Source organism: Streptomyces sp. 35G-GA-8 (assembly GCF_023534745.1).
Lineage (GTDB): Bacteria > Actinomycetota > Actinomycetes > Streptomycetales > Streptomycetaceae > Streptomyces.
On the sequence record NZ_JAMHJQ010000006.1, the window covers coordinates 115,851 to 139,760 of the forward strand.

The window sequence follows — 23,910 nt, forward strand, 5'->3', positions numbered from 1 at the left end:
ATCCGCTCCCGGCGAACGGACCGGCGGCGGTCTCCCCGGCGCGCTGAGCACACGGTCCGGCACCCCGCGGCTCCGGTGCCTCCGGCCATTCGTGAGAGACTGCTTCCCGCCCCGGAGTACCGGCGCCGCGTTCTCTTCATGGCTCACCCCATCGGGTACTTTCCCCCGGATAACCGGTGTTGGTGAGCGGCACGGAGCATCCGCCGTGCGAGCCATTGGTCATGAAAAAGGATCAGATGATTCCGGGGCGCCGTGCGGTCCTGCGGATCGCCGCCTGCCTCGGCGCCGCGCTCACCACCCGGCTGCTCACCGCGGGGCAGGCCCAGACACCCGGCAGCCCCGTCCCGCCGCTCCCGTCCGGGGGAGGACAGCCGGTCAGCGGGGCGGGCGCCCCTGCCAAACCCTCCACGTACCGGCTCCAGCCGATGACGGAGGGCGCACAGTCCGGCTACCGCAGGCCGACGCTGCCGGTCCGCAAGGTACCGATCCTGGAGATGCCCGAACTGGGCCGCACGATGGTCCTCACCTTTGACGACGGGCCCCACCCCGACTACACCCCCGGCATCCTGCGCACACTGCGCCAATACGACGTACGCGCGATGTTCTTCGTCTGCGGCGAGATGGCCGACGCCAACCGTGATCTGCTGCGGGAGGCCGACGACGACGGCCACATCATCTGCAACCACACCTGGTCGCATCCTCTGATGACCGCGCTCAGACCGTCTCAGATCCGCGCGGAGATGGGGCGTACGAGCGACGTGGTCGAGGACATCCTCGGCACCCCGCCCCTCTGGTACCGCGCGCCCTACGGCGCCTGGAACCGGTACGCCTTCGAGATCGGGTCCGAGATGGGCATGGAGCCGCTCGCCTGGACCGTCGACACACTCGACTGGGAGACGCCCGGCACCGACACCATCGTCCGCAGAGTGCTGGACGGTGCCGGGCCGGGGGTCGTCGTCCTCAACCACGACGCGGGCGGCGACCGCTCGCAGAGTGTGGCGGCGCTGCGCCGCTATCTGCCCCGGTTGCTGGACGACGGATACCGCATCGCCGTGCCCCACCGATGAGACCGGCCCCCGGCCGCCCCCCCCGGCTGGTCAGTAGGTCCTGACCAGCCGGGCGAAGACGACGACATTGCCGTCGTACCCGTTCCTCTTCGAGTAGCCGCCGCCGCAGGTGATCACCCGTAGCTCGGGATGGCCGGAGTCGCCGTAAACCCGGGCCGCCGGGAACTCGCTCTTCGAATAGACCTCCACCCCGTAGATCTCGAACACCCCCGTCTTGCCGTCGAAACGCTCCACCTCGATATGCGCGCCCTTCTCCAGCGAGCCGAGACCGAAGAAGACGGCGGGCCCGGACCTGTTGTCGACATGGCCGACGACCACCGCGGTGCCCCGCTGGCCGGGCGCGATGCCGTTCTGGTACCAGCCCGCCAGATTCGGGTCCCGCGGCGGCGGGGCGGCGATCCAGCCGTCCGGGTCCAGCCCCACATCCACGACCGGCGCGTCGACCTTGAGCATCGGGATCCGTACCCGCGACATCGGCGCGTACGGCAGCGGCCTGACGATCGGCGCGGAGTCGGGGGCGGTGGCGGCGGCCGCCGCCGGATCGGGCACGCTGTCGAGCGCGGCGGCCGCCGCGGGCTGCGGTGGTCCCAGCGGTACGTCCACCCCGTTGCGCATCATCGCGATGCCGGTGAGCATGACGAGAGCCAGAACGCCCCAGGGCGAGCGCTTCCTCGACTCGCGGGCGCTGTGATTCAGCCCCATAGTTCTCCCTTCGTGGACGCCTGCACGCACGGTAAGTGCGTCGCCTCCTGGCGGCGATCACTGAAAGGCGAACGGGTGGTGGGGCCGGTGGGGCTGACCCATCCGAGTAACCGGCACATAAAATCTCTGACGGTCTGTGACCTGCGGATCCATCAGACGGATTCCCTTCTGGCGGCGTGTCGGCTCACCGGGGTGGACCAGCGCCGAAATGCGCTGCCCGGAAAGCCCGGTGAGGGTTCGTCATGGAGGGCGTACTCGTCGAATTTCCCGGAGCACCGCTTTGGGGCGCCTTCCGCTGGAGGTTCAACCATGCGTGCTTCACGCGCTCTGGCGGTGACCGCCACCGCCTGCGCGGCCGTGGTGCTCTCCGCGCCGCTGGCCGTCGCGACCAACGGTCCGACCAATGTCACCATCAATCCGTTCGAGGTCCACCAGGGCAGCACGATCGAGATCAGCGCCCGGGGCTGCGGCCACGGAGGCACCGTCACCTCGAACGCCTTCCGGCGGGTCGATCTGTCCGTGAACGCGTCGGGGCACTCCACGGCCAGGGCCCGGATCCTCGACGACGCGACACCGGGCAACTACAACCTGGCCGTCAGATGCTCGGACAACGACCGGGTCGCCACCCACCAGTTCCGGGTGCTGGAAGGGCGGGGCGCGCTGGGCGGGCTCGGCGGCTCCATCGGTCCCAGTTCCACCGAGATGGCGGTCGGCGGCGGGCTCGTCGCCACGGCGGCCGTCGGCGGTTCGCTCTTCCTCGCACGCCGCCGCCGGCCGGCCGGGGTGGGGATCTGACCGGGTGCCCTTCTCCCGGCAGCCTCCACCGGGGGTCCGCGAGGCCCCGAACGCCCGTCGCCCCGAGTCCTGACCGAGGACTCGGGGCGGGGGCCTTTTCCTATGAGGAGGACGCCCGGGGCGTCCGGTGTACGGGCGGCCGGTGACCGGCCGCCGGTGATCAGTGCTGACGGCTTGCCGTGCGCCGGCGTACGACATAGATCGTGCCGGTGGCCGCAGCGACCACCAGCGCCGCACCGGCGACGATTTCCGTGGTGTTGATCTCGCCCATGCTGCCGCCGAGACCTCCTCGCACGCCCGAGGGTACGACCGTGGCGTCCGTCGTACGGGTGACGGTCGCGGCCGGTGTCGGGTTCCGCGTGGCACCCGCGATCCGGAGACTGGTCGTCCCCGACTGGCCGTTACAGGTGAAGGTCACCTGATATGTGGCGCCGGCCTTGGCGTCCCAGTCGACCGTGGCGGTGGCCGACTTGCCGGAGGGGATATTGACGGTGTCGAAGACCCCGGAGGAGGCGGTGGCGGTCGTACCGCAGTTGGTGACGGAGAGGGTCACCCTGCCCCCCGCCGCGACCGTGGAGGGCGTGACGGTGTACCGGAACGGCGCGTCTCCGCCGCTGACGGCGGCCGTCGAGGTGGGGGCGGTCAGTACGAGTGCGGACACTGCCATCAGAGCGGCGGACGCGGCACGTATCGCGCGCATGATGAATCCTCCGGGTCCCCGAGGAGCAGCTGCGGAACCGTTTCCACATAAGGCAGGGAATGCACCTCGATGCCGGAAACGCTAGGAGCGCGTTATCACAGCCGCGATCGCTGACGGGCGAATGGGGCACGGGTGTCCCCCGGGCGGCGGACATCCGTACCCCACTCGGAATCCGGTCCTCGCTCAGGACCCGATCCGCGGGAACAGATCGAGGAAGGGCGCCGCGGTCGCGCTGATCCCGCGGCCGTAGGGAGCGTCGAAGTCCCAGATGAGGAAGAGCAGGAACGCGATCAGCACGCTGAACAGCCCGGCCAGCAGCAGTTCCCGGAAGGTACGGCGGATCTGCAGGACGAAGATCAGCCCCACCGTGACCACGGCGCCGATGATGAGACCGAACCAGACGACCCCCGGCATGGTGGCGCCCGCGCTCTGTCCTCGCGCGCCCCGGGCGTCGTCGGCGGCGGCCACCTGGTCGACCAGCGGCTGGTAGGCCTGTCCCTCCAGATCGGTTCTGGGCGGGTACTGGCTGACATCCGTGCGGATCCGGTCGAAGAGCTGGGTGCCCTTCGCGCTGAGCGCCTCGTGCTCGGACATGTGCGGCCACTCGGTGCGGACGACATAGGTGACATAGGCGTCGACGTCGGCGCGGATCCGGTCGCGCACCTCCGCGGGGTAGACCTGGACCCGCTGCTGGATCTCGTGCAGCGCCTGGGCCTCCTGGCGCACGGTCTCCTGCGCCGCGCTGCGGCCCTCCCAGACACCGGCGATCGCGAGACCCAGCACGATCGCGTAGATCACGCCGATCATCATGGTCATGTAATCCATGACGTCGGGGGTCTTCGAGGTGTCGTCGTCCTCGCGGACGCGACGGTTGTTGATGACGACGATGGTCAGGACGACCGCGCAGGCGGCGGCCATCGCGATGCTCAGAACGAGCCATTCCGACATGAGATCTCCGTGTGTCAGCGGGAGCGGGGACGCAGGACGGCTACGGCGAGCACGGCCGGGGCCGTGATCAGGAGCATCAGCACTACGGGAGAAGGGCCGCTCCTCGGTCGATCACGGGTCGCCTTCCGATAGACGGGCAGCGCCACCGAGGACGGCGTGGGAGCCGCTGACGGGGTGGGCGAAGGCCGCGTGGGACTCGGGGCCGGTGGCTTGGGCGCGGGTGCGGGCGGCGGCGCGGGCGGCGGTGTGGGCCGGGGCCGCCTGAGGGGCGTCCGGGCGACCGGCGGGGGTGGTGCCGGTGCGACGCTGGGAGCCGGTGGCGGCGCGGGCGGCGACGGCCGGGGCGAAGGGGGCGGCGGTGCAGGAGGTGTCGGCGGCGGCGGAGGGCTGGGCTTGGGTGGCCGCGGCGGTTTCGGGGGTTTCGGCGGCTTCGATGGTTTGGGTGGCTTGGTCGGCTTGGGTGGTTTCGATGGTTTGGGTGGTTTCGATGGCTTCGGCGGTGGCTCGGGCGGCGGGGGAGGGGTCGGTGTGGGAGTCGGCCGGCAGTGGCCGCTGCCCGCGACGGCGACGACTCCTCCCGGGCCGCCGGGACCACCCGATCCGAGGGACGCGTGGGCACAGCCGCCGGCCAGCGCGGGCAGCGGGAGTGCCGACAGGGATATGAGAGCGGCGGCCGCGAGCAGCCGTCCGACGAGTGATCCATACACGGCCGAGAGTTTGTTCCCCATCAGGCCCCGGCACGCGGGAAGTTGCTCGAATTCCCCCGAATAGGGGGATGTGGCGCCGATGGCTTGCGCTGCGGAAGTTTTTTTCTCCGCGTTGAACGCGAGGCCGCCCCCGGTGCGTACTTAGGGCCATGAGCAGCGCAACCAGGCGCCTCAACTGGCCTACAGATAACGGGAGTTGACATGAACACCTGGCGGAACGCCTCGCTCGCGGTGACCGCGGTGGCCGTACTGGCCCTGACGACGGCGTGCGGTCAGGACCAAGGGACCAACACCAACGGCCAGTCAGTCGGCGCCGCCAAACCGGCCGACGCCGGATACGGCTCCGACAGCGGATACGGCTCGGACAGCGGCTATGGATCGGATACGGGCGCGGCGGGCGCCGCGGCGGCCAGGCCGGCCGGTCAACTCGCCGTGTGGGACAGCAAGAAGCTCGGCAAGGTGCTCACCGACGGCGAGGGGTTCACGCTCTACCGCTTCGACAAAGACACGGCGAGCCCGCCCAAGTCGAACTGCGAGGGCGACTGCGTGAAGGCCTGGCCGGTGGTGGCCGCGGGTGACGCCAAGGCCGCGGCGGGCACCGACCCCGCGCTGCTCGGCGAGATCACCCGCGCCGACGGCACCAAGCAGCTCACCGTCGCCGGCTGGCCGATGTACCGGTACGCCAAGGACACCAGTCCCGGCGACGCCAACGGCCAGGGGGTGGGCGGTACGTGGTTCGCCTCGGCGCCCGACGGCAAGAAGGCCGCGGTGGCCGGTGCCGGCTCCGACGCGACCCCCGCCGATCTTCCCGGGCTTTCGGTACGCAAGGACCCCAAACTCGGTGACATTGTGGTGGATTCGAAGGGAATGACGGTCTATCGGTTCACGAAGGACTCCGCCTGGCCGATGAAGTCGGCCTGCGTCGGGGCCTGTCTGGAGAAGTGGCCGGTGGTCGCTCCCGTCGAGAAGAATGACACCGAAGGGATCATCAAGAAGGGCTTCGTGACCTTCGACCGGCCCGACGGAATCAAGCAGCAGAGCATCGACTGCTGGCCGATCTACACCTTCGCGGGCGACACAAAGCCGGGAGATACCAATGGTCAGGGCGTTGGTGGCACCTGGTTCGCGGTTTCCCCGGATTCCAAGCTGGTGGGAGCGCCCAAGTAGTCCCCACTCCGACGTCAGAGGCCCATCGGTCCGCCGCCGCACCGTTCGGTGCGGCGGCGGACCGGTCGCACGTGCCAGCGGCGTGTGACCAAGAACGGATCGCTAATTTCCGTTTGGGCTCGCTCTCTTGGCGGGCGATCAGTAGCCTCGGCTCGAACAACCGGCCGTGTACCTTGGCCGCATCCCGTGGCGACTTGTTGGAGACATCGATGGAGCGTCCCGCCTGGGCACCGCAGGGCATCGACATATCGATGCCGAGCGTTTCCCGCATTTACGACTACTATCTGGGCGGTTCGCACAATTTCGAGGTGGACAGGGAAGCGGCGCGCAAGGCAATGGGGTTCATGCCGGGGCTTCCGACGATCATGAAGACGAACCGCGCGTTCATGCGTCGCGCGGTGAAATTCGCGTTGGGCGAGGGCATCACGCAGTTCCTCGACATCGGATCCGGTATTCCGACCTACGGAAATGTCCATGAGGTCGCCCAGGCCGGCGACCCCGACGCCCGGGTGCTCTATGTCGATCATGATCCGGTTGCCGTAGCCCACAGCCAGGCCGTTCTCGACGGCAACGACAACGCTGCCATCGTGAGCGCCGATCTCCGCGAGCCCGGCCAGATCCTCAAGAGCCCCGAGGCGCGAGGGCTGTTGGATCTGGAGCGGCCCGTGGCGCTGCTGCTCGTCTTCGTCCTGCATTTCCTGGAGGACACGGACGACCCGTACGGCGCGGTGGCCGAACTGCGCGACGCGCTCGCGCCCGGCAGTCTGCTCGTCCTCACCCACGCCTCCTACGACGGTGTGCCGCTCCCGCAGGAGCAGACGGGCGCCGCGGTCGCCGTCTACAAGGACATCCGTAACCCCCTGGTCATGCGGACACGCGAGCAGACGGCCCGGTTCTTCGACGGCTTCGAGATGGTCGAGCCCGGTCTGGTGTCGATGCCGCACTGGCGGCCCGACAGCCCCGCCGACCAGGAGGACCCGTACGCCTTCTCCGGGTTCGGCGGAGTGGGACGCAAAGCGTGACGATGCCTCCGCAGTCGACAGCCGCCGAGAGCGAACCGGACGGCTTGGAAGACAGACTCAGGCGCTTCGCGACGATCTGGAGCCGTGCGGTCTTCCCGGCGACGGCCACGTCTCTGACGCGCCCCGAATTCGAGACCCATCTGCTGCCGCTGGCCCGGGAGTTGCAGGAGGCGCTGCACGCGCACCCCTTCGACACCGCGCCCGCCACGAGCGTCGGCGCCGCCCTGGTGGCGGCGCACTGCACCGACCCCGAGGCCCTCGGCCGTACGCTCGGCGTCATCGACTCCTATCTGGTGCTGTACTGCGGTACGGAGGAGCTGACCGCCGAGGACAACCGCGCCCGCTGCGCCCGTCTCCAGCACTCCCTCGCCGCCGGCTTCGCCCAGGCGCTGCGCGAGCGCACCCTGAGCGAGCAGGAGGCCATCGCGCGCTCGGCGCTCGCCGCACGCAATGACGCCCAGGACGCGCTGCACGCCACGCAGGCACGCTTCCACGCGGTGTTCGAGGGCGCGGCCATCGGCATCGGCATCGCCGATCTCGAAGGCAATGTGCTGGAGGTCAATGACACCCTGACCCAGATGTTCGGCGGACTCGAACACCATGTACGCAGCCGCAATGTGAGCGAGTGGGTCCACCCCGAGGACGCGCCCCATGTCTGGCGCCTCTACGACGAGTTGGTGCGCGGCGAGCGCGAGCACTTCCGGGTCGAGAAGCCCTTCTACCGCAATGACGGCACGGTGCTCTGGACCAATCTGACCCTCTCGCTGCTCCGGGACGCCGAGGGGGCTCCGCAGTACCAGCTGGCGCTGATGGAGGACACCACCGAGCGCCGGCTGCTCAATCTGCGACTGCGGTACGAGGCCACGCACGACGCGCTGACCGGACTGCCCAACCGGACGCTGTTCTTCGAGCGTCTGGAGAAGACGCTCTCGGCGGGCGGCGGCGCGCGCTTCGGCCTCTGCTATCTCGATCTCGACGGCTTCAAGGCGATCAATGACAGCCTGGGCCACTCGTCGGGCGACCGGCTGCTGGTCGAGGTCGCGGACCGGCTCCAGAGCTGTGTCACCGCGCCGGGCGAGATGGTGGCCAGGCTGGGCGGCGACGAGTTCGTGGCGCTGACCACCGGGCCCGACACCCAGCAGGGCGTGGCCGATCTCGCCTCCCGGATCCTCCATGTACTGGCCACTCCGATCCGGCTCGACGGACGGGAGTTCACGGTCCGGGGCAGTATCGGCATCGTCGAGGGGCCCTCGGCCGGGCGGAGCCCCGCGGAGGTGCTGCGCAGCGCGGACATCACCATGTACCGGGCCAAGGCCGCGGGCGGCAACCGTTACGAGGTGGCCGACCCGGAGGCCGACGCCCGCGCCATCACCCGGCACGGGCTGACGACGGCGCTGCCCGCGGCCCTGGAGCGCGGTGAGTTCTTCATCGAGTACCAGCCGCTGGTGCATCTGGACGACGGCACGGTGCACGGCGCGGAGGCGCTGGTGCGCTGGTCCCATCCGCAGCACGGCGTGCTGGGACCCGACCGGTTCATCCCGCTCGCCGAGCACACCGGGCTGATCGTCCCGCTCGGCCGCTGGGTGCTGGAACAGTCCGTACGGCAGGCCATGTTCTGGCAGCGCCAGCTGCCCGAGGGCGCGCTCGGCGGACCGCTGCGGATCAATGTGAATCTCTCGCCGACCCAGCTGCACCACCCCGGGCTCGTCGCCGACACGGTGGAGGTGCTCGAGCGGATCGGTCTCCCGCCGGGCGCACTGTGCCTGGAGGTCACCGAGTCCGCGCTGATCGGCGCGGACGAGGATCTGCTCAAGCCGCTGCGCCAGCTCGCCGAGATGGGCGTGGACATCGCGCTCGACGACTTCGGCACCGGCTACTCGAACCTGGCCAATCTGCGCAGACTGCCGGTGAGCGTCCTCAAACTGGACCGTTCCTTCACCCAGGGCATGCAGCAGCATCCGGCGGACCCGGTCGATCTGAAGATCGTCGAGGGGATCGTCGCGCTCGCGCACAGCCTGGAGCTGGCCGTGACGGTGGAGGGCGTGGAGACCGGGGCGCAGGCGGAGCATCTGCGCCGGCTCGGCTGCGACACCGCCCAGGGCTGGTACTACGCCAGACCGGGGCCGCCCGAGCAACTGCACACGCTCGCGCTCGCGGACGCCGTCTGAAGCGCACGCCGTCCATCCGAAGCGCACGCCGACCGGAAGCGCACGCCGTCTAAAGGAGTCTGTCCGGCGCGCTCCGGCCGGCCGTCCCGCCCGCGGTCCTGGTTCTGTTCGGGGCCGCGGCCACGCTGGAGAGCAGCACTCTCCGCAGTTCCCTGGCGGCGCGCGGCGGGGCGACATCGCTGCGGTGGGCGAGGGCGATCGTACGGCGCAGCCCCGGCCTGGCCAGGGCGGTGACCCGCAGATCGCGGGTCCGCGCCGCCACCATGCTCGGTACGACGGCCACGCCCAGACCGGCCCGTACGAAACCGAGGACGGCGTCCATCTCACCGCCCTCCACGGTGAACGACGGCTCGAACCCCTCGGCCCGGCAGGCGGCCACGGTCAGTTCGCGCAGGTCGTAGCCGTGCCGGAACATCACCAGCGGTTCGCCCTCCAGGTCGGCGATCCTGACCGGCCGCCGCGGGGCCGGGGCGGCGGCCGACGACACCACGACCAGATCCTCGTGCAGCAGCTCGACCGTGGTCAGCGCGGGCGACGCGGCCGGCAGGGGCATCACCACCAGGGCGAGATCCAGCGCGCCGCGCGCCAGCTCCCGTACGAGATCGTGCGAGCCGCTCTCCTCGATCAGCAGCTCGATCCCCGGGTGCAGATCGTGGAAGGCCCGCAGGACATCGGGGAGCAGCCCGGTGCACAGGCTCGGCGGTGCCCCCAGCCTGACCCGGCCGCGCCGCAGCTGGACCAGCTCCTGTACCTCCACCCGCGCGGTCTCGGTGTCGGCGAGGATGCGCCGGGCGAGCGGCAGCAGCGCCTCGCCCGCGTCGGTGAGGGCGACATTGCCGCGGGCGCGGCTGAACAGCTCGGCCCCCAGCTCCTTCTCCAGCGCCCTGATCTGCTGGGAGAGGGACGGCTGTGAGACATGGACGCGTTCCGCGGCGCGGGTGAAGTGCCGGGTCTCGGCGACGGCCACGAAGTAGAGGAGCTGCTGGAACTGCATAAGGGCCAGGGTAGTCCCGCGATAGGCGGAGGCTATGGAGATCAGCCGGACCATGTCTTGGACCTCTTGGCACCCCGGGGCCTAGCGTGCTGTCCATGGCGCTGGCAACGCGGGGGACGGACCAACGGCCGTCCATGACCCGCACCCTCTGGGGATCGACGATCGGCAAAAAGACGATCATGGCCGTGAGCGGCCTGATCATGCTCGGCTATCTGGTCGCGCACATGCTCGGCAATCTCAAGATCTTCTTCGGACCGCCGGAGTTCAATGGCTACGCGCACTGGCTGCGGACCATAGGCGAACCGATTCTGCACTACGAGTGGGCGCTCTGGATCCTCCGCGTCGTCCTCGTCGTGGCCGTCGTCCTGCACGCGGTCTGCGCCTACCAGCTCAGCCGCCGCGACCTCGCCGCCCGCCCGAGCAAGTACGTGCACAAGCGGGCCCGCGCCGGCTACGCCACCCGCACCATGCGCTGGGGCGGGATCATCCTCGCCCTGTTCATCGTCTGGCACATCCTCGATCTGACCACCGGCACGGTGCACCCCGGGGGCTTCCAGGCCGGCCACCCCTATCAGAACGTCGTGGACACCTTCTCCACCTGGTACGGGAACGTCATCTACATCGTCGCGGTGCTCGCCCTCGGACTCCATGTCCGGCACGGCTTCTGGAGCGCCGCGCAGACCCTCGGCGCGGGCAGCGCCACCCGCGAGCGTGTCCTCAAGGGCACGGCCGATCTGCTGGCGCTGGCGCTGACCGCGGGATTCGTCGCCGTACCCGTCGCCGTCATGACCGGAGTGGTGAGCTGACATGAACGAACCCACCAACTACGCCGAATACACCGTCGGTGAGCCGATCGCCGACACCAAGGCGCCGGACGGACCCGTCGCCGAGCGCTGGAACCGGCGCCGCTTCGAGGCGAAGCTCGTCAACCCCGCCAACCGGCGCAAGCACACCGTGATCGTCGTCGGCACGGGCCTCGCGGGCGGCGCCGCCGGCGCCACCCTCGCCGAACAGGGCTACCACGTCGTCCAGTTCTGCTACCAGGACTCACCCCGCCGCGCCCACTCCATCGCCGCACAGGGCGGCATCAACGCCGCCAAGAACTACCGCAACGACGGCGACTCCATCCAGCGGCTCTTCTACGACACCGTCAAGGGCGGCGACTTCCGGGCGCGCGAGTCCAATGTCCACCGGCTCGCCGAGGTCTCCGTCGAGATCATCGACCAGTGTGTCGCCCAGGGCGTGCCCTTCGCCCGGGAGTACGGCGGGCTCCTCGACACCCGCTCCTTCGGCGGCGTCCAGGTCTCCCGTACGTTCTACGCCCGCGGCCAGACGGGCCAGCAACTGCTGCTCGGCGCCTACCAGGCGCTGTCCCGGCAGATCGCGGCGGGCGCCGTCGAGATGCACCCGCGCACCGAGATGCTCGATCTGCTCGTGATCGACGGACGGGCCAGGGGCATTGTCGCCCGCGATCTGATCACCGGGGCGATCTCCTCCTACTTCGCGGACGCCGTCGTCCTCGCCTCCGGTGGCTACGGCAATGTCTTCTATCTCTCCACCAACGCCAAGAACAGCAACGCCACCGCCGTCTGGCGGGCGCACCGGCGCGGCGCCTACTTCGCCAACCCGTGCTTCACCCAGATCCACCCCACCTGCATTCCGCGCTCGGGCGACCACCAGTCCAAGCTGACGCTGATGAGTGAGTCGCTGCGCAACGACGGCCGCATCTGGGTGCCGAAGGCGCGTGGCGACCAGCGGCCCCCGGCCGAGATCCCCGAGGACGAACGCGACTACTACCTGGAGCGCATCTACCCGTCCTTCGGCAATCTCGTCCCGCGCGACATCGCCTCACGGGCCGCGAAGAACGTCTGCGACCAAGGGCGCGGCGTCGGCCCCGGCGGACAGGGCGTCTATCTCGACTTCGCCGACGCCATCGCCCGGCTCGGCCGCAAGGCGGTCGAGGAGAAGTACGGCAACCTCTTCGAGATGTACGAGCGGATCACCGCCGAGAACCCGTACGAGGTGCCCATGCGGATCTACCCGGCGATCCACTACACGATGGGCGGGCTCTGGGTCGACTACGACCTCCAGACCACCGTGCCGGGGCTCTTCGCGATCGGCGAGGCCAACTTCTCCGACCACGGAGCCAACCGGCTCGGCGCGTCCGCGCTCATGCAGGGCCTGGCCGACGGCTACTTCGTCCTCCCGTCCACCATCAACGACTATCTCGCCCGCAACCCGCACCAGGACGAGCTCGACGACTCGCACCCCGAGGTGGCCGAGGCGCTCGCCGACACCGAGGACCGGCTGCGGCTGCTGCTCGCCGTCGACGGCGACCGTACGCCCGACTCGTTCCACAAGGAGATCGGCGAACTCCTGTGGGAACACTGCGGTATGGCCCGCACCGAAGAGGGCCTGCGCAAGGTCCTCGACCGGATCCCCCAGATCCGCGAGGAGTTCTGGCGCCGGATCAAGGTGCCGGGCACCGGCGAGCAGCTCAACCAGTCGCTGGAGAAGGCCAATCGCATCGTCGACTATCTGGAACTGGCCGAGCTGATGTGCCTCGACGCCCTGCACCGCGCCGAGTCCTGCGGCGGCCACTTCCGCGAGGAGTCACAGACCGAGGGCGGTGAGGCGGCCCGCCGCGACGAGGAGTTCTCGTACGCCGCGGCCTGGGAGTTCACCGGCACCGCGCCCGTCCTGCACAAGGAAGACCTCGTCTTCGAGTACGTCCACCCCACCCAGCGGAGCTACGCATGAGGCTCACCCTGCGCGTCTGGCGACAGCCGGACGCCGACGCCCCCGGCGCCATGGTCACCTATGGCATCGACGGTATCTCCGAGGACATGTCGTTCCTGGAGATGCTGGACACCCTCAACGAGGAGCTGATCCTCAAGGGCGACGAGCCGGTCGCCTTCGACCACGACTGCCGCGAGGGCATCTGCGGCGCGTGCGGGGTGGTCATCAACGGCGACGCCCACGGCCCCGAGCGCACCACCACCTGCCAGCTCCATATGCGGCACTTCGACGACGGCGACACCATCGATGTCGAGCCCTGGCGGGCCGGGGCCTTCCCGGTGGTCAAGGACCTGGTGGTGGACCGCTCCGCCTTCGACCGGATCATCGGGGCCGGCGGCTACATCACCGCACCCACCGGCGCGGCGCCCGAGGCACACGCCACACCGGTCCCCAAGCCCGACGCCGACTTCGCCTTCGAGCACGCGGAGTGCATCGGCTGCGGCGCCTGTGTGGCGGCCTGCCCCAACGGCTCGGCGATGCTCTTCACCTCGGCCAAGATCAATCATCTCAATGTGCTGCCGCAGGGCGCGCCGGAGCGTGAGACCCGGGTCCTCGACATGGTCGCGACCATGGACGAGGAGGGCTTCGGCGGCTGCACCCTCGCGGGTGAGTGTGCCACCGCCTGCCCGAAGGGCATCCCGCTGCCGTCCATCGCGGCGATGAACAAGGAGTGGCTGCGGGCGACCCGTAAGGTCTCACGCTCCTGACGCCGCGTCAGGAGGTCGGCGTGGGTACCTCCTCGCGCTCGTTCGCCGTCCGGCGCCGCACTCCGTGGGCGACGCCGGCGGTGGCGAGGGCGAGGGCCACCAGCAGCGCGCTGACCCACAGCGGCGCGCGGAAGCCGAGTCCGGCGCCGATCGCGACGCCCCCGGCCCATGGCCCGATCGCGCCGCCCACGTTGAACGCGGCCGTCGCGAGCCCGCCGGCCAGGGTCGGCGCCGCGGTCGCCGCGTACAGCACCCGTGAGATCAGCGTGGAGCCGACGGCGAACGAAAGCGTCCCCTGCACGAACACGAACGCGCCCGCGGCCACCGGGTTGCCGGCCGTCAGCGCGAAGACGGCCCAGCCGACGAGCAGCGCCACACCGCCGGCCACCAGCAGCGGGACGGGCCGTACGTCGGCGAGCCGGCCGCTGATGGTGACCCCGGCGAACGAACCCAGCCCGAAGAGCGCCAACAGGGCGGGCACCCAAGCGGATTCGAGTCCGGCCACCTCGGTGAGGAGCGGTGCGAGATAGGTGAACGTACAGAAGGTCGCGCCGTTCACCAGTGCGCCCAGCAGGAGGGTCACCAGCAACCGGGGCTCGCGCAGGGCGCGCAGTTCCCGGCGTACGCTCGTCCGAGCGGCGCCGCCGCCGCTCGGCACCGCACGCAGGATCGCGACGACGGCGGGCACGGACACGATCGCCACCGCCCAGAACGCCGCGCGCCAGCCCCACAGTTGACCGAGCAGCGCGCCGCCCGGAACGCCCGCGACGCAGGCGATGGTGACACCACCGAGCAGCGCCGAGGTGGCACGGCCCTTGGCGTTCGGCTCGACCATGCCGGTGGCGGTCACCAGCGCCACCGCGAGGAACCCGGCGTTGGCCAGGGCCCCGATGACCCGGGTGACCAGCAGGACCCCGTAACTGGTGGTGATCGCGCCGACGACATGGACGGCCAGGAACGTGAGCAGGAAGACCAGCAGCGCGTGCCGTCGTGACCAGCGCAGACTGAGCATCGCCATCAGCGGCGCGCCGATGACCATCCCCACGGCGAACGCGGAGGTGAGCGACCCCGCCGCCGGGATGGACACCCCCAGATCGTGTGCGATGTCGGGCCCGAGGCCGGACAGCATGAACTCGGACGTCCCCATGGCGAAGACCGCCAGTCCGAGGAGGTAAAGAGCGAATGGCATGACAGAACTCCACAACCACACGGTGGATCGTGTGACCGAATGGATCGACAAGGCGGTCGGCGAGGACGCCGACAGGGCGGCGGTGGATCGCGGGACACGGCGACCACCGCGCGAAGGGCCTCCGGCGTCAGGGAAGTGACGCCCGGTCGAGGCCGAACACAGTCCGTACTAGGGCCTGTCCGCCGGACAGGGCCTACGGCGATCCGATGGCGGCGGGCAGCGGCCGAGAGCGTCAACGGCCCCTTGGGCCGCCGAGCTTGTCGGCACGACAACGCGAGCAGGCCACCGGACGACCGGTGGCTAGAGTCTTGACGCCTCGGGACTGGACATGGCGGCAGGCTAGCGGGGCGGGGCGCGCGATGTCGAACGCGTTGTGGTCCCGGACACGACTTAAGCTGGCGGACGTGACACGGACGACGGGGAGCGGGATGACAGCGAACAGCAGGCCGCTGGCCATATTCGACCTGGACGGCACGCTGGCGGAGACCGGACACCGTCAGCATTTCCTGGAGCGCAGGCCCCGTGACTGGAGCGGATTCTTCGGCGCGGCAGGCCAGGACACACCACTGGCCGACGGCGTACGCATGGTGGCGGAGGCCACCGAGGAGTGCGAGGTCATGTATCTCACCGGCCGTCCCGAGCGCTGTCGCGCGGACACGGTGGCGTGGCTGCGCGAGCACGGACTGCCCGAGGGGCGGATCTGGATGCGCCGGAACGACGACCGGCGGCCCGCGCGTACGACCAAACTGGAGATCCTGCGCAGGCTGGCCGGACGCCGGGAGGTGCGGATGCTGGTGGACGACGACGAACTGGTCTGCGACGCGGCCGAACGGGCGGGCTTCAGGGTCGTACGGGCCCGCTGGGCGAGTACCTCACAGGCGCTGAAGGACGCGCAGGAGCGCGAGGGCCGCACCTGACGGCGGCCCGGCCGCCGCTCAGCCGGCGTCGTCGAGGCGGAAGCCGACCTTCAGTCCGACCTGGTAGTGCTCGATGTCGCCGTCGACGATATGGCCCCGTACCTCCGTCATCTCGAACCAGTCCAGACCCCGCAGCGTCTGGGACGCACGGGCGATGCCATTGCGGATGGCGTCGTCGATGCCCTCGTGCGAGGTGCCGACGATCTCGGTGACCCGGTAGGTGTGATGGGACATGGGGGCGCTCTCCTCTGACGCGTCACGGGTGTCGCGGTGTCACACCACCGTGCCCCACCACGCGTCCGCCCGCGAGACTTCCGGCGCCGGATGGCCCTCCGCCCCCCTTCCGTCTGCTTTCTGTTCGCTTCCGGGACTTGACCGGCCGTTTGGTCCATACCAAAATCCCACACACCCGTGCGAACCCGTTCGCTCCCCCCACGTCGGGCCCTCTTCCTGCACCGTGCCCTCACGCCAGAAGGTTGACCTACGTGAAGAACCGCCCTCTCGCCTGTTCCGTGGCTCTTGTGGCCTCCGTCGCCCTCTGCGGCTGCGGAGTACTGCCCGGTGGGGGCGACTCCGTGACGGTCACCGTCTGGCTGATGAAGGACAGCGTCTCGGACGACTTCCTCAAGCGCTTCGTGAGCGACTACGAGAAGGGGCATCCGTCCGTCCGGCTCGACATCAAGATCCAGGAGTGGACCGGTATCGGCGAGAAGGTGATGACCGCGCTGGACGGCGAGGACGCGCCCGATGTGATCGAGGTCGGCAACACCCAGGTCGCCCAGTACGCGGAGAGCGGCAATCTGCGCGATCTCACCCTGGAGTCGGTACGGGATCTGGGCAGCGAGGACTGGCTGCCCGGTCTCGCCCAGCCGGGCAGCATCAACGGCGCGCAGTTCGGCATCCCCTGGTACGCGGCCAACCGCGTCGTGATCTACAACAAGGATCTGTTCGCGCTCGCCGGGATCGAGGAACCGCCCAAGACCAGAGAACAGTGGCTGGACGACACCGCCGAGCTGAACCGCGGCGGGAACCAGGGCATCTATCTCGCCGGACAGGACTGGTACACCCTGGCCGGGTTCATCTGGGACGAGGGCGGCGAGCTGGCCGTCGAGTCCGGCGCCGAGTGGCAGGGGGCGATCCACACGCCCGCCGCGCTGCGGGGCATGGACTTCTACAAGGACCTCCAGTCGCTGGGCAACGGACCGAAGAACTCCGACGAGGCCAAGCCTCCGCAGGCCGAGATCTTCGCCAAGGGCGATGTCGCGCAGATCATCTCCACCCCCAGCTCGGCACGGATCATCGAGGAGAAGAACCCCGAACTGAAGGGCAAGCTCGGCTTCTTCCCCATTCCGGGCAAGACCGCCGATGAGCCGGGGGCCGTTTTCACCGGTGGCTCCGATCTGATCGTGCCGAAGAACTCCAGCCATCACTCCGCCGCCGTCGAGGTGGTCAAGGCGCTGGCGGGCGAGGTCTGGCAGACGGATCTCGCCCGGACGATGAGCTACGTACCGAACAAGACGACCCTCGCCGGGGTCATCCGCGGCGACGCGAGCGCGGCGGCGATGGCCGAGGGCGCCGCGCGGGGGCGGGCCACCCCGAACTCCCCGCAGTGGGCGAACGTCGAGGCCGACAACCCGATCAAGCCGTATATGACGGCCGTCCTCGAGGGTGGGGACCCGGAGGAGTCGGCGAAGGCGGCCTCGGAGATGATCAGTGCGGAGCTGCTCTCCGGCTGAGGGCCGTTCCGGGTTTCCCACGGTTACGCCCGGGTTTCACGCGGTTCGGCCCAGATTCCCGTCGATTCGTCCGGAGGCTCCTACGGTGCGTCGGGGGTCTCTCACGGGGCGGGCCGCATTCGCAGGGGGGCGCCCGGGGCGCGGACCCCGGCCCCGCGCGCTCCCGGCCATTCAGCCGTCTCACATCCGTTCTCCTCCGTGTGGTCATGTCAAATCCAGTCGGCCACGGAAGAAACTAGGTGCCGGGCCCGCCGCGCGAGCGGCGGATCCCGGTGGCCTGCCTTCCCTACCGGCACAGGAGTCCACATGTCCGCCATCGCACCCGCTCCCCTCGTCGCCGCCGCACCCGCCCCCGGGACGGCCACCGGCCCCGCGGAGCCGCGCTACATCGTGTCCCTCGCCCGTGACCAGGAGGACGTCCGGGCCGCGCAACGGCTACGCCACCTGGTCTTCGCCGGTGAGATGGGCGCCCGGCTCGACGGCCCGGAACCGGGACTGGACGTCGACGAATTCGACGCGTACTGCGACCACCTGCTGGTACGCGAGGAGAGCACCGGCGAGGTCGTCGGTACGTACCGGCTGCTGCCGCCCGAGCGCGCCAGGGCCGCCGGACGGATCTACTCCGACAGTGAGTTCGACCTCTCCCGGCTCGCCCCGATCCGCCACGATCTGGTCGAGGTCGGCCGCTCGTGCGTCCACCCCCTGCACCGCACCGGCGGCGTCATCGCCCTGATCTGGGCCGGGCTCGCCCGCTATATGACCGACACCGGCTACAACTGGCTGGCCGGCTGCTGCTCGGTCCCGCTCGCCGACGGTGGCGCGCTCGCCGCCTCGACCTGGAGCACCGTGAAGGAGAAGCATCTCGCGCCGGAGGAGTACTGGGTCACCCCGCACCGCCTCTGGACCCCCGACGCGTCCGCCGCCGCTGCCAAGCCCTCCGAGCTGCCGCCGCTGCTCCGCGGCTATCTGCGGCTCGGGGCCTGGGTGTGCGGCGCGCCCGCGCACGACCCGGAGTTCGGCGTCGCCGACCTGTATGTGCTGCTGTCGATGCGCCGCACCAACCCGCGCTATCTGCGGCACTTCCTCTCGCTGGCCCCCAGCGCATGAGCGCCTGGCTGCCGACCGCGCCCTGCACCCCGCGTGACTGCTCCACCCACCAGGGACCCTCGGTCGGAGTGCTGATCGGGTCCCTGCGGCTGCTCGCGGGGGTCGGTCTCGTCCTGGCCGGTGCGCTGGTGGCCCCCTTCCTCACTCTCCTGGGAGGGGCGGCACGGGACCGGCTCACCCGGCGCTGGGCGCGCATGGCCCTCCGGCTCTTCGGCCTGCGCGTCCGCGTGGTGGGGGAGCCCCCGCCGGGGCGCGGCCCAGGGGTGCTGGTCGTCGCCAACCATGTCTCCTGGCTGGACATACCGCTGCTCGCGGCGGTCTTCCCGGGGCGGATGCTGGCCAAGAGCGAGATACGGAGCTGGCCGCTGCTGGGCGCGCTGGCCGCGCTGGGCGGGACCCTGTTCGTGGAGCGGGAGCGGCTGCGGGCGCTGCCCACGACCGTACGGACCCTGTCCACCGCGCTCACCGCCGGCTCGCGGGTGATCGTCTTCCCCGAGGCCTGCACCTGGTGCGGGCGCGAGCACGGCCGGTTCACCACCGCCGTCTTCCAGGCGGCGCTGGACGCGAACGCCGCCGTCCGCCCGGTACGTATCACCTACCGCGCACCCGACGGGGAGCCGTCCGGCGCCCCGGCGTTCGTCGGGGACGACACCATCACCGCCTCGCTGTGGCGGGTCGTGACGGCCGGCGGGCTCACGGCGGAGATCACGGTCCTCCCACTGATCCCCGCCGGGCGCCACACCGACCGCCGCGAACTGGCCAGGGACGCCCGGTCGGGCATCGCCCGCACGGTCACGGACGACGGCGTCGCCCGGACCGCGGTCGCGGACGGTGTCCCTCACACAGCGGTCGCGAGCGACAGCGCGAACCGGCCCTCCTCATCCGTCCACCAGTGCGTCAACTCCATTCCCGCCCCGGCAAGTTCGGTGCGGACCCGGTCCTGACGGAACTTCGCCGACACCTCCGTACGCACCTCCTCGCCGGCCGCGAAGTGCACCACCAGATCCAGCTCCGGGACCTTCGCCGTGAGGTCCCGGCGCGCTCGCAGCCGCATCTCGATCCACTCGTCCTGGGCGTCCCAGAGCGCCACATGGTCGAAGTCACGCGGATCGAAGTCGGCGCCCAGCTCCCGGTTGATGACGGTGAGGACGTTCTTGTTGAAGGCGGCCGTCACCCCGGCCGCGTCGTCGTACGCCCTGACCAGTACGGACTCGTCCTTGACCAGGTCCGTACCGAGCAGCAGGGCGTCGCCGGGCGCGAGCAGTGCCCGGACCGACGCCAGGAACGACGCGCGCTCCGCCGGCAGCAGATTGCCGATCGTGCCGCCGAGGAACGCGACCAGCCGGGGGCCCGGGGTGTCGGGCAGCGCCAGCCCCTCGGTGAAGTCGGCGATGAGCGCGTGCACCTGGAGTCCCGGGTGCTCGGCGAGCAGGGACTCGGCGGCCCCGGTCAGCGCGCTCTCGCTGACATCCACCGGCACATAGCTGTGCAGACCGGTGAGCGCGTCCAGCAGATGACGGGTCTTCTCGGACGATCCGGAGCCCAGCTCGACGAGGGTCCGCGCCCCCGTCGCCGCCGCGATCTCCGGCGCCCGGGCGAGCAGGATCTCCCGCTCGGCGCGGGTCGGGTAGTACTCGGGCAGCCTGGTGATCTCCTCGAACAGTTCGCTGCCCCGGGAGTCGTAGAACCATTTGGGAGGCAGCACCTTGGGCGTACGGGTCAGTCCCTGGAGCACATCGGCGCGCAGAGCGGCCTCCGTGGCGTCCTCGGGCAGGGTGCGGGTCAGCAGGAACGGGCTCACTCGGGTGGCTCCTTGAGAGGGGACAACTGCACGTCGTCGCGGGTCGCCACGAGCAGGGTGCGGTCGGGGACCTCGCGCCAGCGCGCGTCGTCGTCGTACGGCTCGGAGGCCACCACGGTCCGATGGCCCCCGGGGTCGGTGAGATACCAGAGGGTGTCCCCCCACGCGGTCGCGGCGATCCGCTCGCCGTCGGTGAGCAGCAGATTGAGCCGGGAGGCGGGCGCGGCGGCGGCGACATCGAGGACGGTGTCGCCGAGCGCCTGGCCGAGTTCGTCACCGGCCCGCAGCCGGTGCAGCAGCAGCGCCCACACCAGCGCGGAATCATTGCGGGCCGCCAGGGTGAGCAGTTCCTCGGCGGGCAGGGAAGCGGCCAGCGCCGCGAGACTGCCGGGCCAGCCGCCGACCGAGCCGTTGTGGCTGAACAGCCATGGCCCGTCGGCGAACGGCGCGGCGGCGGCCTCCCCGTCGGCGCCCGGCTCGGTCGCGTCACGCACCGCGGCGAGCAGGGCGCCGGTACGGATCACCCGCGCCAGATCGGTGAATCCGAGGTCGCCCCAGATGGGCCGCGCGCGCCGGTAGCGCGCGGGCAGCGGATCGCCGTCCGCGTACCACCCCACCCCGAAGCCATCGGCGTTGACCGTGCCGTTGCGCTGCCGGCGCGGCGCCCAGGACTGCCGGAACAGCGCGTGCGGCGGTGCGACCAGCACCTCACCGAGCGCCACCGGCGGTCCCAGCCGGGCGAGATGGCGGCACATCAGACATCCCTCGCGGTGCGGAAGCCGGCGAAGATCTGGCGGCGCACCGGCAGATCCCAGTTGCGGAACGTGCCCCGGCAGGCCACCGCGTCCGCCGCGAACGAGCCACCCCGCAGCACTTTGTGGGCGCTGCCGAAGAACACCTCCGAGTACTCGCGGTACGGGAACGCGGCGAACCCCGGATAGGGCAGGAAATCACTCGACGTCCACTCCCAGACGTCCCCGATCAACTGCCGTACGCCGAGCGGGGAGGCGCCCCGCGGATAGCTGCCCGCCGGGGCCGGCCGCAGATGGCGCTGGCCGAGATTGGCCCGCTCCGGGGTGGCCTCGTCGTCACCCCACGGATATCGCAGCGACCGGCCGGAGACGGGGTCGTGGCGGGCGGCCTTCTCCCACTCCTCCTCGCTCGGCAGCCGCCGCCCCGCCCAGCGGGCGTACGCGTCGGCCTCGTACCAGCTGACATGGAGCACCGGCTCGTCCGCGGGCACCGGCTCCACCACACCGAACGCGCGGCGCAGCCACTGCCCGCCCTCGCGCCGCCAGAACTGCGGAGCGCCGATGCCGTGCGTACGGATCTGCTCCCAGCCGGCCGGTGCCCACCAGCGTTCGTCCGTATAGCCGCCCTCCTCGATGAAGTGCTGATAGGCACCGTTGGTCACCGGCACCGTGTCGATGAAGAACGCCGGGACGAGCCGCTGATGGGCCGGGCGCTCGTTGTCCAGCGCCCAGGGCTCGGTGGAGGTGCCCATCGTGAAGGGCCCGGCGGGTACGAGCACTTCGGCGGGGAGACCGGTGGTGTCCCCGGCGGGCGGCGGGGGCGCGGTCAGCGCGGCGGGGCCCTTGCGCAGCTGGTGGGTGATGAGCATCGTCTCGTCGTGCTGCTGCTCGTGCTGGGCGATCATCCCGAAGGCGAACCCGGCGTCCAGCAGCGGACCGCCGTGCAGCGGGGTGTGCTCGATGATGTCGAGCACCCTGCCGCGTACGTCGGAGGCGTAGGCGCGTGCCTCGGCGGGCGGCAGCAGCGGCAGCGTCGGGCGGGCCGACCGGGGATGCTCGAAGGCGTCGTAGACGGAGTCGATCTCCGGACGGATGGCGTCGCGTCCCGCCACCGTCCGCACCAGCCACTGCTCCTCCTGGTTGCCGATATGCGCCAGATCCCAGACCAGCGGGGACATCAGCGGTGAGTGCTGCGCGGTCAGCTCGTGGTCGTCGACGCAGGAGGTCAGCAGAGCGGTACGGTCCCGGGCGGCCGTCAGGGCCTCGACGGCACGCCGCCGAAGCCGCTCCGCAGGTATCTCGACGGCTTCCGCGCTGTCCGCGCCGTCCATGGTCTTCGCGGAGTCGGTCATGTCCTGGGGTCCTTCCCGTTCACAGAGGCGCGCAGATCATCGGCGGGACATCGGCCGGGCACGACATAGCGGTCGTTGAAGGCCGCGACCGCGTCCTGTACGGCCCGCGTGGCACCGATGCGCGGGAGTGCTTCCTGGGCGACGGCGAAACAGACGATCGCCGCGGCGTGCAGCTCCGGGTCGCTCAGCGCGTGCCGCGCCGCGTTGGCCCAGAGGAGATTGCGGGGCGCGGGCAGCGAACCCGCGGTCTCCGCCAGCGGTTTGACGGTGCGGTAGACGGTCTCCGACGCCTCGGGATCGTCGAAGAGCGCGGTGGTGACGGCGAGCGGCACCATCCAGCCGTCCTCACCCGGCTGGGCGTCGATCATCCGCAACTCCAGATGACCACGCGGCCGGACGGGCGGAAAGAGCGTCGTGAGGTGGTAGTCGAGATCCGCGCGCACCGGCGGACGCGGCACTCCTGACCGCATCCACTCGCGGAACGTCAGCCCGTCGGGCACCGGCCAGGGCCCCTTCTCCGCGCGGATGCACATCACCGGTGCGTCCAGGGCATGCGCGGCCCAGGCGGTACGCGGCTCGTACCGCGCCGAGGGCGCGGCCGTACGGGCCGGGTCCAGCTGTGCCCACATCGCCTGCCGGGTGGAGCGCCAGCCGGTCGGTCTGCGTTCGCTCATGGGGGAGTTGGCGAAGGCGGCGACCAGCACCGCGCCCAGCAGATGGGCGAGTTGCCAGCGCCGGCCGTAACCGAGCGGCCCCGGCTCCTCGTGGCCCGCGTCCAGACACACCTGGATGGAGGCCGTCTTCCGCATCATGGCGCGTCCGGCCGGACCGATCCGGTCGAGGTAGGTCTCCATCGCGTCGTAGCGCGGCTCACGCAGCAGGCGATGCGGGGAGTGCCAGGGGTCCTGTCCGAGACCCGCGAGCGCGAGTCCCGCCGTACGCAGCGCCGGGCGTACGGTGTCCAGATCCGCGGCGGTGGTGGTGATGCACTCCATCAGTGACGCGGCGGGCGGGGAGCTGAGCTCCAGCTGGCCGCCGGGTTCGAAGGTGAGTGCCGATGCGAGACGCAGGGTCCGAAGCCCTTCGTACGCCTCTCTGAGGCGGTGGGCCGGGACCGCTCTTTCCGGGGAGCGCAGGTCGTGCACGAGCCATTCCAGTTCCACACCCACGGTGCGGGGCGGGCCCGTCTTGAAACAGATACCGCGTAGCAGATCCTCGGCGTCGTCCTCGCCGAGTGGTGTTCCCTCATCGGTGAAACCGTCGGATGACATGGCCGGATC

General features: G+C 70.5%; 22 protein-coding genes. 12 read left to right on the forward strand and 10 right to left on the reverse strand.

From position 1 onward, the window contains the following. Nucleotides 1–221 precede the first annotated feature (221 nt). A complete protein-coding gene (locus M1203_RS14800; protein WP_249950143.1) occupies nt 222–1,067 on the forward strand; it encodes a polysaccharide deacetylase family protein in 846 nt (281 codons plus the stop codon). Nucleotides 1,068–1,097: 30 nt separating this feature from the next. Here M1203_RS14800 and M1203_RS14805 read toward each other — a convergent pair whose 3' ends face one another. Continuing rightward, entirely contained in the window at nt 1,098–1,769 is a 672-nt protein-coding gene (locus M1203_RS14805; RefSeq protein ID WP_249950144.1) for a class F sortase, read from the reverse strand. Between the two features lie 309 nt (nt 1,770–2,078). On the opposite strand from M1203_RS14805, the gene M1203_RS14810 reads away from it, so the two are divergent. After that, nucleotides 2,079–2,564, forward strand: a complete 486-nt coding sequence (locus M1203_RS14810; RefSeq protein ID WP_249950145.1) for a hypothetical protein — start codon at nt 2,079–2,081, stop codon at nt 2,562–2,564. Between the two features lie 160 nt (nt 2,565–2,724). Here the strand turns inward: M1203_RS14810 and M1203_RS14815 are convergent, their stop codons facing one another. Both M1203_RS14815 and M1203_RS14820 read right to left on the reverse strand, forming a co-directional pair. Next, the gene (locus M1203_RS14815) at nt 2,725–3,264 is read right to left on the reverse strand and encodes a hypothetical protein (protein WP_249950146.1); all 540 of its coding nucleotides are present in this window, start codon (nt 3,262–3,264) and stop codon (nt 2,725–2,727) included. A gap of 183 nt (nt 3,265–3,447) precedes the next feature. Beyond that, a complete protein-coding gene (locus tag M1203_RS14820) occupies nt 3,448–4,212 on the reverse strand; it encodes a DUF4239 domain-containing protein (protein ID WP_249950147.1) in 765 nt (254 codons plus the stop codon). Nucleotides 4,213–5,120: 908 nt separating this feature from the next. Here M1203_RS14820 and M1203_RS14825 point away from each other — a divergent pair. From M1203_RS14825 to M1203_RS14835, 3 genes are all read left to right on the forward strand, one after another. Continuing rightward, nucleotides 5,121–6,086 carry an SCO0930 family lipoprotein gene (locus tag M1203_RS14825; protein WP_249950148.1) on the forward strand — a complete coding sequence of 322 codons (966 nt, stop codon included), beginning with the start codon at nt 5,121–5,123 and terminating at the stop codon, nt 6,084–6,086. Between the two features lie 209 nt (nt 6,087–6,295). After that, nucleotides 6,296–7,108, forward strand: coding sequence for an SAM-dependent methyltransferase (locus M1203_RS14830; protein WP_249950149.1), 813 nt, complete (start codon nt 6,296–6,298; stop codon nt 7,106–7,108). A gap of 2 nt (nt 7,109–7,110) precedes the next feature. Beyond that, entirely contained in the window at nt 7,111–9,276 is a 2,166-nt protein-coding gene (locus M1203_RS14835) for an EAL domain-containing protein (RefSeq protein WP_249950508.1), read from the forward strand. A 49-nt stretch (nt 9,277–9,325) separates the two neighbouring features. Here the strand turns inward: M1203_RS14835 and M1203_RS14840 are convergent, their stop codons facing one another. Beyond that, nucleotides 9,326–10,270 (reverse strand): LysR family transcriptional regulator, encoded by a 945-nt coding sequence (locus M1203_RS14840; protein WP_249950150.1) that lies wholly within the window; start codon nt 10,268–10,270, stop codon nt 9,326–9,328. A gap of 95 nt (nt 10,271–10,365) precedes the next feature. Between M1203_RS14840 and M1203_RS14845 the strand changes: the two genes are divergently transcribed. The 3 genes from M1203_RS14845 to M1203_RS14855 are packed head-to-tail and all read left to right on the forward strand — an operon-like array spanning nt 10,366 to nt 13,776. Next, on the forward strand, nt 10,366–11,076 hold the full coding sequence (locus M1203_RS14845; RefSeq protein ID WP_249950151.1) for a succinate dehydrogenase: 711 nt from the start codon (nt 10,366–10,368) through the stop codon (nt 11,074–11,076). Between the two features lies 1 nt (nt 11,077). After that, complete coding sequence (locus tag M1203_RS14850; RefSeq protein ID WP_249950152.1) at nt 11,078–13,030, forward strand: fumarate reductase/succinate dehydrogenase flavoprotein subunit; 1,953 nt, start codon at nt 11,078–11,080, stop codon at nt 13,028–13,030. Next, entirely contained in the window at nt 13,027–13,776 is a 750-nt protein-coding gene (locus M1203_RS14855) for a succinate dehydrogenase/fumarate reductase iron-sulfur subunit (protein WP_129771376.1), read from the forward strand. The genes M1203_RS14850 and M1203_RS14855 overlap by 4 nt, the downstream gene beginning before the upstream one ends. Nucleotides 13,777–13,783: 7 nt before the next feature. Here M1203_RS14855 and M1203_RS14860 read toward each other — a convergent pair whose 3' ends face one another. Further along, nucleotides 13,784–14,965, reverse strand: coding sequence for a Cmx/CmrA family chloramphenicol efflux MFS transporter (locus tag M1203_RS14860; RefSeq protein WP_249950153.1), 1,182 nt, complete (start codon nt 14,963–14,965; stop codon nt 13,784–13,786). A 428-nt stretch (nt 14,966–15,393) separates the two neighbouring features. Here M1203_RS14860 and M1203_RS14865 point away from each other — a divergent pair, with 428 nt between their 5' ends. Continuing rightward, nucleotides 15,394–15,882, forward strand: coding sequence for a hypothetical protein (locus M1203_RS14865; protein WP_249950154.1), 489 nt, complete (start codon nt 15,394–15,396; stop codon nt 15,880–15,882). Between the two features lie 18 nt (nt 15,883–15,900). On the opposite strand, the gene M1203_RS14870 is transcribed toward M1203_RS14865, so the two are convergent. Continuing rightward, nucleotides 15,901–16,116: a dodecin gene (locus tag M1203_RS14870; protein WP_249950155.1), complete on the reverse strand. Its 216-nt coding sequence runs from the start codon at nt 16,114–16,116 to the stop codon at nt 15,901–15,903. Between the two features lie 251 nt (nt 16,117–16,367). On the opposite strand from M1203_RS14870, the gene M1203_RS14875 reads away from it, so the two are divergent. From M1203_RS14875 to M1203_RS14885, 3 genes are all read left to right on the forward strand, one after another. Continuing rightward, nucleotides 16,368–17,618 carry an extracellular solute-binding protein gene (locus M1203_RS14875; protein ID WP_249950156.1) on the forward strand — a complete coding sequence of 417 codons (1,251 nt, stop codon included), beginning with the start codon at nt 16,368–16,370 and terminating at the stop codon, nt 17,616–17,618. A 306-nt stretch (nt 17,619–17,924) separates the two neighbouring features. After that, the gene (locus M1203_RS14880; RefSeq protein WP_249950157.1) at nt 17,925–18,725 is read left to right on the forward strand and encodes a GNAT family N-acetyltransferase; all 801 of its coding nucleotides are present in this window, start codon (nt 17,925–17,927) and stop codon (nt 18,723–18,725) included. Beyond that, nucleotides 18,722–19,669, forward strand: a complete 948-nt coding sequence (locus M1203_RS14885) for a 1-acyl-sn-glycerol-3-phosphate acyltransferase (RefSeq protein WP_249950158.1) — start codon at nt 18,722–18,724, stop codon at nt 19,667–19,669. The genes M1203_RS14880 and M1203_RS14885 overlap by 4 nt, the downstream gene beginning before the upstream one ends. On the opposite strand, the gene egtD is transcribed toward M1203_RS14885, so the two are convergent. Genes egtD through egtA form a run of 4 tightly spaced genes read right to left on the reverse strand, consistent with a single transcriptional unit; the run spans nt 19,564 to nt 23,901 of the window. Further along, nucleotides 19,564–20,526: an L-histidine N(alpha)-methyltransferase gene (egtD, locus tag M1203_RS14890; protein WP_249950159.1), complete on the reverse strand. Its 963-nt coding sequence runs from the start codon at nt 20,524–20,526 to the stop codon at nt 19,564–19,566. The two genes, M1203_RS14885 and egtD, sit on opposite strands and share 106 nt — an antisense overlap. Further along, on the reverse strand, nt 20,523–21,281 hold the full coding sequence (gene egtC, locus M1203_RS14895) for an ergothioneine biosynthesis protein EgtC (protein ID WP_249950160.1): 759 nt from the start codon (nt 21,279–21,281) through the stop codon (nt 20,523–20,525). The genes egtD and egtC overlap by 4 nt, the downstream gene beginning before the upstream one ends. Then, nucleotides 21,281–22,630, reverse strand: a complete 1,350-nt coding sequence (gene egtB / locus M1203_RS14900) for an ergothioneine biosynthesis protein EgtB (protein ID WP_374402989.1) — start codon at nt 22,628–22,630, stop codon at nt 21,281–21,283. Before egtB ends, egtC begins: the two co-directional genes overlap by 1 nt. Next, nucleotides 22,627–23,901 carry an ergothioneine biosynthesis glutamate--cysteine ligase EgtA gene (gene egtA, locus M1203_RS14905; protein ID WP_249950161.1) on the reverse strand — a complete coding sequence of 425 codons (1,275 nt, stop codon included), beginning with the start codon at nt 23,899–23,901 and terminating at the stop codon, nt 22,627–22,629. Before egtA ends, egtB begins: the two co-directional genes overlap by 4 nt. Nucleotides 23,902–23,910: the final 9 nt, after the last annotated feature.

Bases quoted from the DNA above. Each gene is read 5' to 3' on its own strand.
- M1203_RS14840 (WP_249950150.1), bottom strand. From the start codon at position 10,270: ATGCAGTTCCAGCAGCTCCTCTACTTCGTGGCCGTCGCCGAGACCCGG.
- M1203_RS14800 (WP_249950143.1), top strand. From the start codon at position 222: ATGAAAAAGGATCAGATGATTCCGGGGCGCCGTGCGGTCCTGCGGATC.
- M1203_RS14825 (WP_249950148.1), top strand. From the start codon at position 5,121: ATGAACACCTGGCGGAACGCCTCGCTCGCGGTGACCGCGGTGGCCGTA.
- egtC (WP_249950160.1), bottom strand. From the start codon at position 21,281: ATGTGCCGCCATCTCGCCCGGCTGGGACCGCCGGTGGCGCTCGGTGAG.
- M1203_RS14855 (WP_129771376.1), top strand. From the start codon at position 13,027: ATGAGGCTCACCCTGCGCGTCTGGCGACAGCCGGACGCCGACGCCCCC.
- M1203_RS14850 (WP_249950152.1), top strand. From the start codon at position 11,078: ATGAACGAACCCACCAACTACGCCGAATACACCGTCGGTGAGCCGATC.
- M1203_RS14885 (WP_249950158.1), top strand. From the start codon at position 18,722: ATGAGCGCCTGGCTGCCGACCGCGCCCTGCACCCCGCGTGACTGCTCC.
- M1203_RS14810 (WP_249950145.1), top strand. From the start codon at position 2,079: ATGCGTGCTTCACGCGCTCTGGCGGTGACCGCCACCGCCTGCGCGGCC.
- M1203_RS14880 (WP_249950157.1), top strand. From the start codon at position 17,925: ATGTCCGCCATCGCACCCGCTCCCCTCGTCGCCGCCGCACCCGCCCCC.
- egtB (WP_374402989.1), bottom strand. From the start codon at position 22,630: ATGACCGACTCCGCGAAGACCATGGACGGCGCGGACAGCGCGGAAGCC.
- M1203_RS14870 (WP_249950155.1), bottom strand. From the start codon at position 16,116: ATGTCCCATCACACCTACCGGGTCACCGAGATCGTCGGCACCTCGCAC.
- M1203_RS14860 (WP_249950153.1), bottom strand. From the start codon at position 14,965: ATGCCATTCGCTCTTTACCTCCTCGGACTGGCGGTCTTCGCCATGGGG.
- M1203_RS14845 (WP_249950151.1), top strand. From the start codon at position 10,366: ATGGCGCTGGCAACGCGGGGGACGGACCAACGGCCGTCCATGACCCGC.
- M1203_RS14820 (WP_249950147.1), bottom strand. From the start codon at position 4,212: ATGTCGGAATGGCTCGTTCTGAGCATCGCGATGGCCGCCGCCTGCGCG.
- M1203_RS14835 (WP_249950508.1), top strand. From the start codon at position 7,111: ATGCCTCCGCAGTCGACAGCCGCCGAGAGCGAACCGGACGGCTTGGAA.
- M1203_RS14830 (WP_249950149.1), top strand. From the start codon at position 6,296: ATGGAGCGTCCCGCCTGGGCACCGCAGGGCATCGACATATCGATGCCG.
- M1203_RS14815 (WP_249950146.1), bottom strand. From the start codon at position 3,264: ATGCGCGCGATACGTGCCGCGTCCGCCGCTCTGATGGCAGTGTCCGCA.
- egtA (WP_249950161.1), bottom strand. From the start codon at position 23,901: ATGTCATCCGACGGTTTCACCGATGAGGGAACACCACTCGGCGAGGAC.
- M1203_RS14805 (WP_249950144.1), bottom strand. From the start codon at position 1,769: ATGGGGCTGAATCACAGCGCCCGCGAGTCGAGGAAGCGCTCGCCCTGG.
- M1203_RS14865 (WP_249950154.1), top strand. From the start codon at position 15,394: ATGACAGCGAACAGCAGGCCGCTGGCCATATTCGACCTGGACGGCACG.